The sequence below is a fragment of the Actinosynnema sp. NPDC004786 genome, from assembly GCF_053601135.1.
In genome coordinates this window covers 70,191-86,584 of the sequence record NZ_JBSGBG010000010.1, presented here as the reverse complement: position 1 = coordinate 86,584, position 16,394 = coordinate 70,191, and the positions used below count along the sequence as shown (strand labels likewise).

Sequence of the window (16,394 nt, the reverse complement as noted above, 5' to 3'; positions counted from 1 at the left end):
CACACCCCGGAAGGAATCCCGTGCCGTGACCATCGTGCTGCTGGAAGCCCTCACCTTCGGCCTGGGTCGGCTCGCGTCCGCCGCCGAGGACGCGGGCCACGACCTCGTGCTGCTCACCGGCGATCGGTCCATCTACACCCACGAGCTGGCCGTGGCGGGCGACCGGGTGCGGGTGGTCGACATCGACACCACGGACGTGGCGGCGTGCGAGACCGCCTTGCGCGCCCTCCCGGACGTGACCGGTCTGATCAGCTCGACGGACACGTGGGCATTGCCGGGTGCGGAACTCGCGCGCCGCCTCGGCCTGCCGGGACCGTCGGTGGAGGCGGTGCGCGTGCTGCGGGACAAGGGCGAGGTCCGGGCGTTGCTGCACCGGCACGGGCTGAGCCGGGGCGGACCGGTGGACCCGCGGTCGGCGGACACCTTCCCGCTCGTGGTCAAGGACTCGGCCGGCACGTCGTCGCGCGCGGTGTGGCTGGTCCGGGACCGGGGCGAACTGGCCGACGCGCTCCGGGAAGCCGAACGGACGCCGCTGAAGGGGCGGTTGGTCGCCGAGCCGTACTTCGCCGGTCCGCTCTACAGCGCCGAGACGGTGACGTGGCGGGGGCGCACCCGATTACTGGGCGTGCTGAGCCGGCAGCTGTCCCCCGAGCCCGTGCGGCGGGAGGAGGCCGCCGCGTTCCCGGTGGCGTTCCCCGAGGCCGACTTCGCCGAGTTGGCCGAGTGGATCGGCCGGGTGCTGGCCGTCGCCGGGCACGAGCGGGGCTTCGCCCACACGGAGTTCGTGCTGACCGCCGACGGTCCGGAGGTGGTCGAGATCAACGCGCGGATCGGTGGCGCGCTCGTCGGCGAGGCGTTGTGCCGGTCGTTGGGCACCAACGTCTACCGCTCGATGGTCTCGATGGCGTTGGACCGGGAGCCGGCGCTCCTGACCGAGCCGGTGCGACCCGGCCTCGGGGTGGCGTTCGTGCTCTCCTACCCGGCCGAAGCCGGGGTGCTCAAGGGGTGGTCGGGGCTGGACCGGCTGGCGGGTCTGCCCGGCGCGCCCGAGTGGTACCCGACCGCGAGCCCCGGTGACCGGATCGAGCACCTGACCGATCAGCGCTCGTGCACCGGGATCGTGCTCGCCGAGGCCGCGACGGCGGAGTTGGCCCTGCACCGGGCGCTGGCGGCGGCGAACGCCGTCGCACCGCTGATGTCCACATCGGACCTGTCTTGAGGAGGGAGGTGGTCCCGACCGGGGTGCGGTCGGGGGCCGGGGTCGGTGCCGTGCGGCGCTGTGCGGTCGGGCCATTCGGCGCACGAGTTTCCCGCCGCACGTCGTTACGATTCAGAGTCGTGATGCTCCCCAACGTGACGAACCCCGACGACGAGGTCACGCGCTGGGCGTTGCGGGCACGGTCCGGTGACCGGGACGCGCTGGAGCGGTTCGTGCGGGCGACCCAGCGGCAGGTGTGGGAACTCGGCGCGCACCTGGCCGACGTGGGGTCGGCCGACGACCTCACCCGCGAGACCTACGCGCGGGCCGTGGCGGGTCTGCGCCGGTTCTCCGGGCGGACGCCGGCGCGCACGTGGCTCCTGGCCATCGCCCGCCGGGTCGTGCTGGACCGCCGGGGCGAGCCGGTCTCGGACCGGCACGAAGCCCTCGTGCTCACGCAGGTCCTGGGCCTGTCCTACGCCGAGGCGGCCGAGGTCGTCGGGTGCGTGGTCGAGGAGGTCCGGTCCCGGGTCGCGCGGGCCAGAGCGGACCTGGTGCGTGCCGCCCGCGAGTCCGGCTCCACCGAGTCCGGCACCACCGAGGTCGGCTGAGCCACGCGTGGGCGAGGACGTCGCACGACCGGCCGCGCCGTCAGCGCGGTTGTTCCGCGACGTGTCGTTCCTGCGGCTGTGGGCGGGTGCGACGCTGTCCGGCCTGGCGACGTGGGCATTGCCGTTCGTGCTCGGGTTCGCCGTGCTGGAACGGTCGCTGTCGGCGGTGGGGCTGGGTGTCGTGCTGGCCGCGCGGACCGTCGGCTTCCTCGTGGCGGTGCCGGTCGCGGGGGTGCTGGCGGATCGGCACTCCCGGCGGCGGGTGGTGCTGTGGTCCGGTGCGGTGGCCGGTCTGGGCACCCCGGTGATCGCGTTGGGGTTGGGGCGTTCGGTGGCGCTGATGGCCGTGGCGGCTGCCGTGGTCGGGGCCGGGCAGGGCGCGTGCCGGCCCGCGTTCCAGGCGCTGACGGCGGAGGTCGTGGCCGAGGGCCTGCGGCGGCGGGCGAACGCGGCGATGACGTTGGCGGTCCGGGTGACGTCGCTGGTCGCGCCGAGCGTGACCGCGCTGCTGGCGCTGGTCGTCGGCACGCCGGCGCTGGTGGTCGCGACCGGCGTGCTGTGGTGGGGCGCGGCCCTGATCCCGCCGGCCGGGGCGCGGGGCGTGGTCCGCACCGCCCCCGACGGCTCGGGCGTCGCCACGCGCACGTCCGCACCCCGCCCGGGGGCGGGGAGCGGGCTCGTCGCGGCCGTGTCCTCGGGCCGCGGTGGGCCGGTGACCCGAAGGCGGCCCGCGATCGGCCTGCGGGCCGGCTCCGTGGCCCGTTTCCTGGCCGCGTTCGGGGGCGACTTCCTGGACGGGATCCGGGAGGCGCGGCGGCACCCGTGGTTCGTGGCGGGGCTGGCGGCGTTGACGGCGGTCATCGCCACCGGGTACTCCACGACGAGCGTCGTGCTGCCGCTGGTGAGCCGTGACCGTTACGGCACGGCGGCCGTGCTCGCGGCGGCGACGACCGCGTTCACGGTCGGCGCGCTCGGCGGCGCGGTCGTCGCCGCCCGCCGGGGTCGGCGCGCGCAGGGGTGGACGGCGCTGGCGGGGCTGGCGTGCTACGGGTTCGTGCCGCTGAGCCTGCTGCTGCCGGTGCACGCGGTGGTGGTCGTCGCCGCGTACGCGGTGGCGGGCGCGGGGATCGAGCTGTTCAACGTGCCGTGGTTCACGGCGACCCAGCGTGAGGTCGAGCCCGCGATGCTGGCCAGGGTGTCGTCGTTGGACTTCCTGCTGTCGTACGGCCTGGCTCCGGTCGGGTTGGCGTTGATCGCGCCGGCGATCGACGGGTTCGGCGCGTCCGCCGTGCTCGCGGTGTGCGCGGTGGTCTGCTTCGCCGCGCCGGCCGTGGCGGCGCTGGTGCCGTCCGCGCGTGACTTCCGGGTCGGCCGGTGAACCCGGTCACCGCATCCGCAGCCGGTCGCGCAGGGTGCGGGCGACGTGGGCCATCAGCGCCTCCGCGCCGGGCTGCACGACGGCGGGCACGCGGGACTCGGTGAGGGCGGCGACGGCGAACGCCTGCCCGTCGGCGTGCTCGACCACCCCGACCTCGTGGCGGAGGTTGAGCAACGTGCCGGTCTTGGACGACCAACGGGACGCGTCGGAGCTGAAGTCGGGCGCGAGCCGGTGCCGCACCACGTTCTCGCCCATCAGCTCCCGGACCCGCGCGGCGACGGCGGCGTGGATCGTCGTCGGCCGCCACAGGCCGTGCAGCAGGTCCACGAACGCCCGCGCGGACCCGGAGTTGGCTCGGCTGATGTCCAGCTGCGTCACCGGGTGGCCGCGGCCCGCGGTCCCCGCCGCGATGGCCAGCGAGTGGGCCAGGTGGCCCTCGGCCGGGGTGAACCGCTCGGCCGGCGTGTCGACGAGGTCGCGCATGAGGTGGCGGACCGTGATGCCGTCGTGGCCGAGCCGGCGCAGCTCGGCGGTGACGGCGGCGGGCGGGGTGAGGGCGAACAGGGCGTCGGCGGCGGTGCTGTCGCTGATCGCGGTGCTCAGGTAGAGCAGGTCCTCCACCGCGATGGTGGCGGGGTGGCGGAACTTGGGCAGGCCGATCGGCCCCGCCGTGGTGAGGCGGCCGGGCGACACCTCGATCGGGGTGGCCGCGTCGAGTTCGCCCCGCCGCACGCGTTCCAGCGTCGCGATCGCGAGCGGCACCTTGACCAGCGACGCGACCGGGTACTCCACGTCGGCGTCCAGGTCGAGCTCCTCGCCGGTGTCGAGGTCGCGCACCAGGAACGATCCGCGCAGACCTGCCTCCTCCAGCGCTTCGCGCGCCTCGCGCAGCACCCTGGTCGTCACGCCGCGCCCGCCGGGACGCCCAGGCACCGGCCGATCGCGGCGTGCGGCAGGTCGCGCACCCGTTCGGCGTCCTCGCGCACGCCGGCCGCGATGTCGTAGCCGCGGGCCAGGTCCAGCTCGCCCACCGGTCGCCAGTGCAGGCCGAGGTCGTCCGCCTGGCCGGGTGAGCAGAGCAGGAGGTCGGAGGAGCCGAGCACGTCGGCCGCGGCGGCGACGAGCGAGGACGACACGGCGACCTGGGACGGTTGCAGGCCCACGGCGTCGCGAAGGCGGGTGACGCGGTCGCGCACGTGCGGGACGTCGTCCTCCGGTTGGAGCCAGACGCGGCGGCGGCGGGCGGTTCGTTCCGCACGTCCCGCGCGCAGGGTCTCCACGTAGAGGGACGCCGCACCGGGATCGTCCCGGCCGGCGAGCCCCAGCGGCACCCGCCAGGAGCCCTCGTCGGGCGGCACGGCGACCAGCGCCGCCCGCACGTCCTGGGCGCGCACCAGGTCCGCGCGCTCGCCGGGTCCGGCGGGGTGCGGGTCGAGGTCCAGGTCGTGGCGGCGGGCGTCGGCGACCAGCCGGGCCAGCGGGCGCGGTGCGCAGACCGCGGGCACGGCCAGTCGGAACGGCCGCAGCTTGGCGCGTTCGGCGTCGTGCGCCATCGCCTCGGCGAGGTCGACCAGCCGCCGCGCCGACGGCAGCATCTCCCGGCCGAACGGCGTCAGCGTCACGCTGCGCGAGGTGCGGGTGAACAGCCTGGCCCCGAAGTGCTCCTCCAACGCCGCGACGCGCCTGCTGGCGACGGATTGCGGTATCCGCGCCGCGGCGGCCCCGACCGTGAAGCTGCCGTGCCCGCCGACGGCCACGAACGCCTTGCACGCTTCGACCAAATCCACGGGCCGCGATTCTATGCGGGATCGGCATGGATGACGGCGTTCCCGTCTTGGACGGCATCGCGACCGGCTGTGAACCTGGGCGACAGGACCAACGGGAGGGGAAGATCTTGACGTCACACCGGTCGATCAGCCGCCGCGCGTTCCTGGGAGCGGCGGCACTGCTGCCCCTGGCGGGCTGCGCCCCGGAGTCGGCACCGTCCGCGCGCTCCCCCGAATCCGCTCCCCCGACGACTCCCACGACTCCGACGACGACCTCTGCCGCGGTGGAGCGGCACGAGGCGCTGGTGGAGCTGGAGCGGAAGTACGACGCACGGCTCGGGTTGTACGCGGTGGCCACGGGCACCGGCGCGACGATCGCGCACCGTGCCGACGAGCGGTTCGCGTTCTGCTCGACGTTCAAGGGGCTCGCGGCGGCAGCGGTGCTGCACCGCAATCCCCTGTCCTACCTGGACACGGTCGTCACCTACGCCGAGGGCGACCTGATGAAGAGTTCCGTGATCACCCGGCAGCACGTGGGCACGGGCATGACGATCCGCCAGGTGTGCGACGCGGCGGTGCGCCACAGCGACGGCACGGCGGGCAACCTGCTGCTCCGCGAACTCGGCGGTCCGGAGGGGCTGACGGCGTACACGCGCACGCTCGGAGACACCGTCACGAGGGCGGACCGGGTCGAGCCGCACCTCACCTCGGCCGTCCCCGACGACCCCCGCGACACGACCTCGCCCCGGGCGATCGGCTCGGACTACCGGCGGATCGTGCTCGGGGACGCGTTGCCGCCGGAGAAGCGCGACTTCCTGCGCGACCTGCTGGAGCGCAACGCCACCCAGGCCGGCACGCGACGGGTCAGGGCCGGTGTCCCGCGGGGGTGGAGGGTGGCCGACAAGACCGGGACCGGCGACTACGGCACGGTCAACGACATCGCGGTGGTGTGGCCGCCGGACGCCGCGCCGCTGGTGATCGCGGCCATGTCCAGCAAGGCCACCGCGGACGCCGGTTACGACCAGGCGCTGCTCGCCGAAGCCGCCGCCTACGCCGTGGCGGCCCTCGCCTGAGCCACGCCACGCCGGGCGGCGTCCACAGCGGGCCACCGCCACGCCGCGCGACCCGCGCGTCGGCCACCGGCCAAGCCGGGCGATCCCGGGCGACAGCCGACCAACGCCGCGGCACCACTCGTCCGAGGTCACCCGGTCATCGTGATGGCGACCTTGACGTCGTCCGGCCGGGGCGTGAACGCGTCGGCGAACCGCTCCAGCGGCACGCGGCGGGTGATCAGGCCGTCGAGCCAGTCCGGGTCGGCCTTCGCCAGGGCGTCGGCGGCCTGTCGGTAGTGGCGAAGGTTGGCGTTCACCGAGCCGACCACCACGTCGTTCTCCAGCACCATCGCCCGGTTCGCGCCGGCGACGTCGACCTCCACGGCCAGGTCGCCCGAGGAGAGGCCGGTCAGGCAGACGACGCCGAACGGCGCGGTGTGGCGGATCGCGCCGAAGACGACGCTGCCCACGCCGGTCGCCTCGATCACCACGTCGGGCCGCAGCTCGGCCGCTACCTCCTCGGCGTCGCGGTGGTGGTAGGTCGCGCCCAGCCGCCGCGCCAGCAGCGGTTTGGGGCCTCCGTCCACCCGGTCGAGCACGTGCACGTCCAAGCCCTGCTGCGCGCCCATCATCGCGGCCAGCAGCCCGATCGGCCCGGCACCGGTCACCAGCACGCGCTCCGGCTCGTACCACGCGCGCTCCCCGATCCGGCGGACCTGCTCCCACGCCTTGGCGACCACGGAGGCCGGTTCCAGCAGCACGCCGACCCGTTCCAACCGGGGGTCCAGCGCCACCGCGTAGGCGGCTTCCACGCACCACAGCTCGGCCGCGTACCCGTCCAGCTCCTTGATGCCGCGCTCGGTGTACCGGCCGTTGCGGCAGTTGTCGAACTCGCCGTGCGCGCACGCGCCGCAGGGCACCGGATCGGGTCGGCGCACGACCCCCACCACGAGGTCTCCCGGGGAGAAACCACTCGGCCCGGGGGCGGATTTCACCCGGCCGAGCGATTCGTGGCCCAGTACCAGCCGATCCCGTCCGGGCGGCGCCCAGCCGTACTCGCCGTCGGCGATCTCCTTGTCGGTGCCGCACACGCCGACGGCCAGCCCTTCCACGAGCAGCTCGCCCTCCCGGGGCTCGGGCTCGGGCAGGTCGGCGACCCGCAGCGAACCGGCTTCCCTGGGGTCGAGCGTGAGAGCGCGCATGGCCCGGGACTACCCGTGTCCACAAGGGACATGCACGCCGTGGGCCGCCGCGAGGCCGACGTCCCCCGGTGGGATGGGTGTTGTTTGCCGACCGGGGCCGGTGGCACCCGTGGTGGACCCGAACGGCGGCAGCGACACCCGGCGGAGGAGGCCGCGATGACCGAGGGTGGTTGGGCCTACGACGGCGCGCCCGTCGCGTTGTCGCCCGAAACCGTGACCCTGGTCCACGGAACGTCGTTCTGCGTCTGCGGCAGTGACGGCAACATCGACGGGGCCGCCGCGCAGGGCGTGTTCTTCCAGGACACCAGGATCGTGTCCGGGTGGTCGCTGCGGGTGGACGGCGGGAGCGTCGAGCACATCACCACCGTCACCCGCGACCCGTTCCGGATGACGTTCGTCGGGCGCGGCCGGTCCCGGTCCCACGACGCCGAGAGCACCCTGCTCGTGCGCCGCGAGCGGTACGTGGGCGAGGGCATGCGCGAGGACATCACGCTGCGCAACTTCGGCCGAGAGGCCGTCGCGCACGTCGTCACGGTGCACGTCGAGGCGGACTTCGCCGACCTGTTCGAGGTCAAGGAGGGCCGGGTCCGCCAGCGCGGGCGGCAGGAGTGCGACGTGGAGCCGGAGGAGTTGCGCATCACCCGGTGGTGGGACGGCCGGAACCAGGGCGTGCGGGTCCGGGCCGACGGCGCGGACTACTCGCCGTGCGCGCTCACGTTCCGGATCGTCATCCCGCCGAAGGAAGCGTGGTCGACCCGCGTGACGGTGGAGCCGGTGCGGGACGGCCACGCGACGGAGTCGATGTTCCCGCGCGAGCGCCCGATCGAGGAGTCCGTGCCGGTGGTGCGCGCCCGCCGGTGGCGCCGGGAGGCCCCGGTGCTGCGGTACACGGGCAAGCCGTCGCTGGCCGCGACGCTCCAGCGCAGCCGGCAGGACCTGGGGGCGCTGCGGATCTTCGACCCGGACCGGCCGTCCGACACCGCAGTGGCGGCCGGCGCGCCGTGGTTCATGACGTTGTTCGGCCGCGACTCCATCCTGGCCTCGCTGATGTCGCTGCCCATCGACCCGAACCTGGCGCTCGGCACGGTCCGGACGCTGGCCCACCACCAGGGCACGCGGGTCGACCCGGACAGCGAGGAGGAGCCGGGGCGGATCCTGCACGAGATGCGGTTCGGCCCGGACGCGTCGCTGGCGCTGGGCGGCGGCAACGTCTACTACGGCACCGCGGACGCCACCCCGTTGTTCGTGGTGCTGCTGGGCGAGTTGACGCGGTGGGGCATCGACCGCGACCAGGTGGCGGCGATGATCCCGCACGTCGACCGCGCGCTGGCGTGGATCGACGAGTACGGCGACCGGGACGGCGACGGGTTCGTGGAGTACCGGCGGGCGACCCCGCGCGGCCTGGTCAACCAGGGCTGGAAGGACTCGTGGGACGGGGTGAACTTCGCCGACGGCCGGATCGCGGAGGGCCCGATCGCGTTGTGCGAGGTGCAGGGGTACGTGCACGCCGCCTACCTGGCGCGGTCGTGCCTGTGCGAGGACTTCGGGGACCGCGAGGGCGCGCGGTACTGGCGTGAGCGCGCGGCGCGGCTCAGGGCGCGGTTCGACGAGAGCTTCTGGCTGCCCGACCGCGGCCACTACGCGATCGCCCTGGACGGCGACAAGAGGCCGGTGGACGCGCTCACCTCGAACATCGGCCACTGCCTGTGGAGCGGCATCGTGGCCGACGACAAGGCGGAACGGGTCGCGGACGCGTTGCTGGGTCCCGACATGTTCACCGGGTGGGGCGTGCGGACGCTGTCCGCGGCCATGGGCGCGTACAACCCGATGAGCTACCACAACGGATCGGTGTGGCCGCACGACAACGCGCTCGTCGTGCACGGGCTCATGCGTTACGGATTCGTGGAGCACGCGCGGCGGGTCGCCACCGCGGTCCTGGACGCGGCCGAGGCGTTCGGCGGCCGGCTGCCCGAGTTGCTGTGCGGGTTCGACCGGGCCGAGTACCCGGACCCGATCCCCTACCCCACGTCGTGCTCGCCGCAGGCGTGGGCGTCGGCCACGCCGGTGCACCTGCTGCGCGTGCTGCTGCGGATCGAGCCGTACGCGCCGCACCGCAAGGTGTGGTTGGCGCCGGTGCTGCCCGAGGCGTTCGAGCCGCTCGCCCTCGACGGCGTGCCGATGATGGGCGTCCGGGTGTCGTTGGAGATCGACGGGGACGACGTGCGGATCACCGGTCTGCCCGACGACGTCGAGCTGATCCGGGCCCCGGTCGCGCCGCACCCCGAGCTGAACGGAGGTCGATGGCGGTGAAACCGTTGCGCATCGCGATGATCGCACCGCCGTGGTTCGAGTTGCCGCCGGCGGGTTACGGCGGCATCGAGGCCATGTGCGCCGACCTGGTGGACCGGTTGGTGGCGCGGGGCAACCACGTGGTCCTCGTCGGCGTGGGCCGCAACGGCACGGCGGCCGACTTCCGGACGACGGCGGTCCCGCCCGAGCCGGAGCGGATGGGCGAGAGCCTGCCGGAGGTCGTGCACGCGACCGCGTTGCCCGCGATCCTGGCCGAGCTGGACGTGGACGTGGTGCACGACCACAGCCTGGCGGGACCGCTGCTGGCCCGCGGCCGCCCGGAGCCGACCGTGGTGACCGCGCACCGGCCGGTGACCGGTGAGACGGGTCGCTACTACCGGAACCTCAACGGCAGCGTGCGGCTGGTGGCCGTGTCGGACGCGCAGCGCGCGCAGGCGGCCGACCTGGACTGGGCCGGCACCGTGCACAACGCGGTCCCCGTCGACCGGTTCCCGTTCCGGCGGGAGAAGGACGACTTCGCGTTGTTCCTGGGGCGGGCCGCGCCGTACAAGGGGATCCCGGAGGCGATCCTCGCCGCGCGCGCGGCCGGGGTGCGGTTGCGGATCGCGGCGAAGTGCCGTGAGCCGGAGGAGCACGACTACTTCCACCGGGAGGTCGAGCCGCTGCTCGGCCCGGACGTCGAGTGGCTCGGCGAGGTCGACCGGGACGGGAAGCTGGAGCTGCTGACTGCCGCCCGGTGCCTGCTGTTCCCGATCCGGTGGGACGAGCCGTTCGGCCTGGTGATGGTGGAGGCCATGGCGTGCGGCACGCCGGTCGTGGCGTCGCGGCGCGGGTCCGTGCCGGAGGTGGTCGCGCACGGCGAGACCGGGTTCGTGTGCGACGACGACGCGGCGATGGTCGACGCCCTGCGCCGGGTGGAGGAGCTGTCGCCCGACCGGTGCCGCGCCGAGGCGTCGGGCCGGTTCGACGTCGAGCTGATGGCGGCCCGGTACGAGAACGTCTACTACGAGGTGGTCGCCGAGGCGCGGGAGGTCGCCGTCAGCCTGCCCGCCGCACGGCACGCGTGGCTCGCGTCCGAACGCGGAGCCTGACCCACCCCCCGCGTTCGACTCACGAGAGCCAGGTGGTCAGTTCGCGGAGCAGTCGGTCGCGGCCGTGGGCGGGGCGGTCGAGGTGTGCCCAGTGGGTGGCGCCGGCCAGGCGGACCGCCCGCACGTCCTGCGCCCGGCCCAGGTCCGCGACCAGCGTCGGCACGTCCTCCGCACGTGACCAGAAGTCGTGCTCGGCCCGCACGACCAGGGTCCGGGCGGTGATCCGGCGCGCGTCCCACAGCCGTTCGCCGATCGCGAGCCGGAAGCTGTCCTTCAGCGCGCCGGTCGGCGCGCGGAAGCCCGGCGGCTCGCGGTCGGCCGAGGTCGGGTCGCTCGCCAATGCGTGCTCGACGTACGCCGCCGCCACGCGGGGGTCGCGCCACCGGTCCTTGTCGTCCCACGGGATGCTCGCGTCCCAGCCGGCGAGCAGGCCCGGCCCGGTCGCGATCCGGTACGCGCCGTGCCGCGCGTCGTCGAAGTGGCCCGGCCGGTCCGGGTCCTCGAGGTCCGAGCCGCGCCCCAGGGTCGGGTGGCCGTCGACCGCGCCGTAGAGGCTGTTGTAGAGGACCAGGTGCTCGACCCGGTCCGGGTGCTCGCTCGCGTACCAGCCCGCCCAGTGCCCGCCGGTCGCCCAGCCGACGAGGTCGACGCGGTCGTGGCGGGTCGTCGCGCGCAGCCGGTCGACCACCGACGCGATGTCCCGCACCACCTCGTCGCCGGTGACGGCGGGCGGGTTGGCGGACGGCGGCGCGTCGAGCGCGGGCGGCCGGTCGGACCCGCCGTAGCCCCGCGCGTCGAGGATGAACACCCGGAAGCCCCGGCGCGCGAGGTCCGCCGCCAGCGAGCCGCCCGGCACGGGCAGGTCGAACGACGCGACGCCGGGCACGCGCGCGCCGTGCAGGAGCAGGACCGGCCGGCCGCGTGCGCCCCGGTCGAGCCGCACCTCCCGGACGGCGAGGTCGCCCGCCTCGCCGCGCACCTTCCGGTCCTTGCGCACCACCTGCCCGGAGGGCGGCGCGTGGGTGACCGACGCGGCCAGGGCGAGCGTGAGGATCGTCTTCAGCATGTGGCCAGGGTGCCGCCGGACGGGCCGCCTGATCTGATTGTGCACTGGATCAGCGGCCATTGATTCGGGACGGACATGGAACTCAAGCACCTGCGCGCGGCCGTCGCGGTCGCCGACCACCTGCACTTCGGCCGGGCCGCCGCCGCGCTGGGCGTCGGGCAGCCGCAGTTGAGCCAGGCCCTGAAGGCGTTGGAGGCCGAACTGGGGGTAGTGCTGTTCGACCGCGACACCCGCAACGTGCGGATCACGGGGGCGGGCGAGGCGTTCGTCGCGGACGCGCGGACCGCGTTGTCCACGGTGGACGCCGCGACGCGCCGGGCGCGGGCGGCGGGCCGGGGCGAGGAGGGTTCGCTGGCGATCGGCATGGTGGGCTCGTCGGTGCTGCACCCGTTGCCGATGATCATCCGGGCGTTCCGGGCGCGGTACCCGGCGGTCGCCCTGTCGTTCACCGTGCTGCCGACGATGTCGCAGGTGGAGCGGTTGCGCACGGCGGAGCTGGACGTCGGCCTGCTGCGCCCGCCGCTGCCCGGTCCGGCCGACGACCTGGAGCTGGTGCCGGTGTCGCGGGAGCCGCTGGTGGCGGTGGTGCCGAACGACCACCGGCTGGCCGGTCGGCGGCGGGTGGACGTGCGCTCCCTGGCCGGCGAGCCGTTCGTGCTGTTCCCGCGCCACCTCGGGCCGGGCCTGCACGACGAGATCACGGCCCTGTGCCGGCGCGGCGGCTTCACCCCGCGGGTGGCGCAGGAGGCGGTGCAGATGCCGACCATCGTCGGGCTGGTCGCGGCCGGGTGCGGGGTGAGCATCGTGCCCGGCTCGTCGGCCGCGCAGCCCCGGCCGGACGTCGCGTTCCTGGCGTTGCGGCCGGCGGTCCGGCTGGTGGACCTGGCGATCGCGCTGCCGGTGCGGGGCCGTTCCCCGGCCGCGGCCAACTTCACCGCCCTCGCCCGAGACCTGACGCGGGCGCGCTGACGGTGGCGCGCTGACGGTGGCCGGACCGGACCGGGTCCGGCCACCCGGTCCGGCCCCGGTCCGGCTGCCTAGGAGGCGTCGGCCTCGACGGCGGCGAGCGCGTCCTCCAGCGCGTCGTGCAACGGCAGCAGCTTGTCCAGCGCGACCAGCTCCAGCGAGCGGCGGACCTGGCGGCTCGCCACGACGTGGACGGGGCGGCGGCCCAGCTCGGCGTTGTGGGTGCGGATGTGGCCGAGGGCGGCGATGCCCGACGAGGCGAAGAACGAGACGCCGGAGAAGTCGAGCACCAGGGCGGTCGTCCCGGCGTCGAGCAGCTCCAGGCAGTGTTCGCGCAGGGTGTCGCTGTTGGACATGTCGATGTCCCCGGTCACGCGGACGACCACGGCCTTGCCGTGCGGTTCTGTGGTGAGCCCGGGTGTGGGCGAGTCGGCATGAGTCACGGCGACATGATGACCCACGACCCGCGCGGGCACAGCCGCTGGTCGGCCGCAACACCGCGGTCCACATCGGACCGCGGGCTCACCGCCCGACCGGGGTCGTGTCGCGGTCCACCAGAAACTCCGGCCTGGTCACGTGGCGTGGCGTGTTGCGGACGGAGTTGTACGTGACGAACACCACGGTCCGCCGGTCCTCGGACCGGTTGTCCGAGGACGAGTGCACGACGTTCGGGTGGAACGCCGAGATCGTCCCGGCCGGTCCCAGCAGGCGCGCCGGGGCGTGGTGGCGGGCCAGGTCGGCCGCCAGCTCCCCCGGCACGCCGTGCGTGAGGTCGGCCGACACGTGCCCGCGCCAGTCGCCGCCCGCCACCGGCTCCGCCGCGCCGGCCGGCCGCACGACGCCGAGCCGGTGCGACCCGGACAGCACGGTCAGCGGGCCGTTGCCCTCGTGCACGTCGTCCAGGTTGATCGCGACGTTGACCGCGTCCGGCGCGGGCATGCCGTCCTCGACGGACCAGAACGCGAAGTCCTGGTGCCACGGCCACTGCCGCCCGACCTGCGGGTTCTTCACGTTGATCTTGAACTGGTAGACGTAGACGCGCTCGCCGACCAGCGCCTCGGCCAGGTCCACGAGCCGCGGGTGGCGGACCAGCGCCGCGCACACGTCGTCGAACCGGTGGCAGCCGTGCAGGGCCCGGACCGCGCGGCCGTCCTCCTCGTGCACCACCTCGTCGCGGACCATCGCGCTGATGCGGTCCACCGACGCGCGCAGGTCGCGCACGGTGTCCTCGCCGATACCCTCGTCCAGGACGACCCACCCGTCGCGGTGGTAGCGCGTGCCGATGTCGTCCGGTTCCGTCCCGGTCATCCGTTCCTCCCCTGTTTCCCGATTCCGGTCGCCCGGCCCCCGTGCCGGGAGCGGTTCAGCCGTCCCGCGCGGCCCCGGACAGCAGGTCCGGCGAGTACAGCTCCCCGACCGGGAGCACGCCGGACACGACCGAGAAGTAGCCCTCCACCAGGCGCGGGTCGCGTTCGATGAACCGCAGCAGCCTGATCCGCTCGTCCTGCACGTCGAGGCGGGCGACGGACAGGGTGTTGCGGTAGGACTCCAACACCTGGTCGCGGCGCTCGACGTCGTAGGCGGCGAGGGCGTCCCGCAGCGCCGTCGGGTCGTCCAGGTGCGGCACGACCCGTGCGGCGAACAGGTCCGCCTGCCGGAACGCGTCGGTGATGCCCCGCGCGGTGATGGAGTCCTTGTGGTGCCAGGCGTCGCCGAGCAGCACCCAGCCCGGCCCGTGGCCTTGGCGGACGAAGTTGCGCTGGTCGCCGACGGCGTAGAGCTTGCCGAACCGGTCGTCGTCGGCGGTCGCGTCGCGCAGCGCGGGCACCAGCCGGGCGACGTTCTCGGCGTAGGTCCGGCGCGCGTCGCGGCGGACGGCTTCGAACTCGGCCTGCGGGAAGTACACCGACACCACCGACAGGCCGTCGTCGGTCGGCACCGTCCCGGCGAACCGGCCGGCCGCCTCGAACAGCTCGAACCGCGGGGGCAGGCCCCGCCAGTACGCGTAGTAGACGCAGGTCAGCGTGGGGTCCTCGACCACCGTCGGCGCGCCGGTGAAGCGCGCGACCGCGGACCGCATGCCGTCCGCGCCGACGACGAGCCGGCCACGCGCCTCGTGCACCCGGCCGTCGGCCGTCCGGTACCGCACGCCGCGCACGCCGTCGTCGTCGGACAGCAGGGCGACGGCGGTGGCCTGGTCTCGGAACTCGGCGCCGGCCGCGACCGCGGCGTCGGCCAGGGCCGCGTCGAGCACGGTGCGGCGGGGCGCGTACGCGGCCTGCTGCCCGTCGCTCGGTCGTGACGCGCCACGCAGGTGCACGTCGGCGACGTGGTAGCCGCTCTCCACGATCGGCGGGCAGCCGCCGGCCAGCGCCGCGTCCAGGACGCCCCACCGGGCGAGGAGCGCGACGCCGGGCTGGTGCACGAGGTGCGTGGACACGGTGTCGGCGGGCATCCGGGCGCGGTCGAGCACCAGGACGCGGCGTCCGGCGCGGGCGGCGAGCAGCGCGGTCGACGCGCCCGCGCAGCGCCCGCCGATCACGATGAGGTCGTACACGGAAGACCCTCCCCCTCAGGCGGACAGCACGTACCCGTCGCGCGGGCGCGCGACTCGGGACCGCCGCAGGTCGGCGACGGCGAAGGTGCGTTGCAGCCACCGGTCGCGGCCGTCGTAGCGGGGCCGGAACGCGGTGCGCCCGTGCACGGCGACGCGGTTGTCCACGACGGCCAGGTCACCGGCCAGCAACCGCAGGTCGCGGGCGGTGGACGCGAGGGCGTCCGCCAGCTCGCCCAGGGCGTCGCGGCCCGACGCGGTCAGGCCGGTGGTGGCGGCGAAGTCCACCCTCAGGTCGGGGTCGGCGGGATCCCCGGTCAGCACGGCGTGCCGCCGCGCCGCGCCGCCCGTGCCGAACGACGGCGGCGGCGCGGTGTGGAAGTCGGGCCGGGCCAACGCGTCGCGGGCGGCCGCGGACAGGCGCGGCAGCGCCTCCCGGACCGAGGCGACGCGCAGGCACGCGACCCGCTCGTGGTCGGGTCGCAGGCACAGCAGCGCGACGAAGTCGGGGCGGTGCTCGTGGAACGCGTTCTCGCTGTGCATCGTCAGCTCGACCGAGCCCGCGTTGCCCTGCACCTCCTCCCGGCCCGGCACCGGCACGACGTCCTGCACGAGCGCCCCGGACTTCTCCGGCGCGAACGCGACCGGGTCGCCGAGCCCGCACGCCGCCATGACCAGGACCGCGGCCGGTGTGCTCGCGTGCCGCTGGACCGAGTCGCCGGCCGACGGCGTGTCCGGCGGCGCGCCCACCGGGAGGCCGCGCACCACCAGCGCCCCGGCCGCGCCGGAGTCGCGGCGGAAGCCGCGGAGCCGACGCCGCAGCCCGGCGGGCAGGTCGTCCCAGGCGTCCCTGGCCCGCGCGACCCACGCCCGGTCGTCCACGGCGGGGCCGCCGGCCGTCACCCGGTCCGCGACCCGCGCCACGTCGCGGGCGTCGGCGTCGGCCAGCCGGAACTCGTGGTCGGCTGCCGCGGCTCCCGCGCCCACTACCGCTCCATCGCTTCGATCAGGCTCTTGGGCCGCATGTCGGTCCAGTGCGTCTCGACGTAGTCCAGGCACGCCTGCTTGTCGGCCTCGCCGAACACGACGGTCCACCCCGCCGGCACCTCGGCGAAGGTGGGCCACAGCGAGTGCTGGCCCTCGTCGTTGACCAGGACGTAGAACGGCCGGTCGTCGCTGTCGAACGGGTTGGACATCGGT

The 16,394-nt window shown here is 74.9% G+C and carries 16 protein-coding genes; 7 read left to right on the top strand and 9 right to left on the bottom strand.

The window, feature by feature from the left end:
- Positions 1-25 precede the first annotated feature (25 nt).
- From ACWEFJ_RS11100 to ACWEFJ_RS11090, 3 genes are all read left to right on the top strand, one after another.
- Positions 26-1,219 (top strand): ATP-grasp domain-containing protein, encoded by a 1,194-nt coding sequence (locus ACWEFJ_RS11100; RefSeq protein ID WP_449713656.1) that lies wholly within the window; start codon positions 26-28, stop codon positions 1,217-1,219.
- 122 nt (positions 1,220-1,341) lie between these two features.
- Positions 1,342-1,809: a sigma factor-like helix-turn-helix DNA-binding protein gene (locus ACWEFJ_RS11095; protein WP_449713738.1), complete on the top strand. Its 468-nt coding sequence runs from the start codon at positions 1,342-1,344 to the stop codon at positions 1,807-1,809.
- A gap of 7 nt (positions 1,810-1,816) precedes the next feature.
- The gene (locus ACWEFJ_RS11090; RefSeq protein WP_449713655.1) at positions 1,817-3,187 is read left to right on the top strand and encodes an MFS transporter; all 1,371 of its coding nucleotides are present in this window, start codon (positions 1,817-1,819) and stop codon (positions 3,185-3,187) included.
- Between the two features lie 6 nt (positions 3,188-3,193).
- On the opposite strand, the gene ACWEFJ_RS11085 is transcribed toward ACWEFJ_RS11090, so the two are convergent.
- Together ACWEFJ_RS11085 and ACWEFJ_RS11080 are read right to left on the bottom strand one after the other, a co-directional pair.
- Positions 3,194-4,093 (bottom strand): serine hydrolase, encoded by a 900-nt coding sequence (locus ACWEFJ_RS11085; RefSeq protein WP_449713654.1) that lies wholly within the window; start codon positions 4,091-4,093, stop codon positions 3,194-3,196.
- On the bottom strand, positions 4,090-4,974 hold the full coding sequence (locus ACWEFJ_RS11080; protein ID WP_449713653.1) for a LysR family transcriptional regulator: 885 nt from the start codon (positions 4,972-4,974) through the stop codon (positions 4,090-4,092). The genes ACWEFJ_RS11085 and ACWEFJ_RS11080 overlap by 4 nt, the downstream gene beginning before the upstream one ends.
- A gap of 107 nt (positions 4,975-5,081) precedes the next feature.
- On the opposite strand from ACWEFJ_RS11080, the gene bla reads away from it, so the two are divergent.
- The gene (gene bla / locus ACWEFJ_RS11075; RefSeq protein WP_449713652.1) at positions 5,082-6,026 is read left to right on the top strand and encodes a class A beta-lactamase; all 945 of its coding nucleotides are present in this window, start codon (positions 5,082-5,084) and stop codon (positions 6,024-6,026) included.
- Positions 6,027-6,154: 128 nt separating this feature from the next.
- Here the strand turns inward: bla and ACWEFJ_RS11070 are convergent, their stop codons facing one another.
- Positions 6,155-7,207 carry a glucose 1-dehydrogenase gene (locus tag ACWEFJ_RS11070; RefSeq protein ID WP_449713651.1) on the bottom strand — a complete coding sequence of 351 codons (1,053 nt, stop codon included), beginning with the start codon at positions 7,205-7,207 and terminating at the stop codon, positions 6,155-6,157.
- Positions 7,208-7,363: 156 nt separating this feature from the next.
- Between ACWEFJ_RS11070 and ACWEFJ_RS11065 the strand changes: the two genes are divergently transcribed.
- On the top strand, positions 7,364-9,517 hold the full coding sequence (locus ACWEFJ_RS11065; RefSeq protein ID WP_449713650.1) for an amylo-alpha-1,6-glucosidase: 2,154 nt from the start codon (positions 7,364-7,366) through the stop codon (positions 9,515-9,517).
- Complete coding sequence (locus ACWEFJ_RS11060; RefSeq protein WP_449713737.1) at positions 9,514-10,608, top strand: glycosyltransferase family 4 protein; 1,095 nt, start codon at positions 9,514-9,516, stop codon at positions 10,606-10,608. The genes ACWEFJ_RS11065 and ACWEFJ_RS11060 overlap by 4 nt, the downstream gene beginning before the upstream one ends.
- A gap of 19 nt (positions 10,609-10,627) precedes the next feature.
- On the opposite strand, the gene ACWEFJ_RS11055 is transcribed toward ACWEFJ_RS11060, so the two are convergent.
- Positions 10,628-11,674, bottom strand: coding sequence for an alpha/beta fold hydrolase (locus ACWEFJ_RS11055; RefSeq protein WP_449713649.1), 1,047 nt, complete (start codon positions 11,672-11,674; stop codon positions 10,628-10,630).
- Positions 11,675-11,749: 75 nt separating this feature from the next.
- Here ACWEFJ_RS11055 and ACWEFJ_RS11050 point away from each other — a divergent pair, with 75 nt between their 5' ends.
- Positions 11,750-12,643: a LysR family transcriptional regulator gene (locus tag ACWEFJ_RS11050; protein ID WP_449713648.1), complete on the top strand. Its 894-nt coding sequence runs from the start codon at positions 11,750-11,752 to the stop codon at positions 12,641-12,643.
- Positions 12,644-12,711: 68 nt separating this feature from the next.
- Here the strand turns inward: ACWEFJ_RS11050 and ACWEFJ_RS11045 are convergent, their stop codons facing one another.
- From ACWEFJ_RS11045 to ACWEFJ_RS11025, 5 genes are all read right to left on the bottom strand, one after another.
- Positions 12,712-13,083, bottom strand: a complete 372-nt coding sequence (locus ACWEFJ_RS11045; RefSeq protein ID WP_449713647.1) for an STAS domain-containing protein — start codon at positions 13,081-13,083, stop codon at positions 12,712-12,714.
- Positions 13,084-13,162: 79 nt separating this feature from the next.
- Positions 13,163-13,948 carry a phytanoyl-CoA dioxygenase family protein gene (locus ACWEFJ_RS11040; RefSeq protein WP_449713646.1) on the bottom strand — a complete coding sequence of 262 codons (786 nt, stop codon included), beginning with the start codon at positions 13,946-13,948 and terminating at the stop codon, positions 13,163-13,165.
- 55 nt (positions 13,949-14,003) lie between these two features.
- Positions 14,004-15,197, bottom strand: a complete 1,194-nt coding sequence (locus ACWEFJ_RS11035) for an NAD(P)/FAD-dependent oxidoreductase (protein ID WP_449713645.1) — start codon at positions 15,195-15,197, stop codon at positions 14,004-14,006.
- Positions 15,198-15,212: 15 nt separating this feature from the next.
- Positions 15,213-16,181 carry a TauD/TfdA family dioxygenase gene (locus ACWEFJ_RS11030; RefSeq protein WP_449713644.1) on the bottom strand — a complete coding sequence of 323 codons (969 nt, stop codon included), beginning with the start codon at positions 16,179-16,181 and terminating at the stop codon, positions 15,213-15,215.
- Positions 16,181-16,390: an MbtH family protein gene (locus ACWEFJ_RS11025; protein ID WP_378090228.1), complete on the bottom strand. Its 210-nt coding sequence runs from the start codon at positions 16,388-16,390 to the stop codon at positions 16,181-16,183. Before ACWEFJ_RS11025 ends, ACWEFJ_RS11030 begins: the two co-directional genes overlap by 1 nt.
- Between the last annotated feature and the right edge of the window lie 4 nt (positions 16,391-16,394).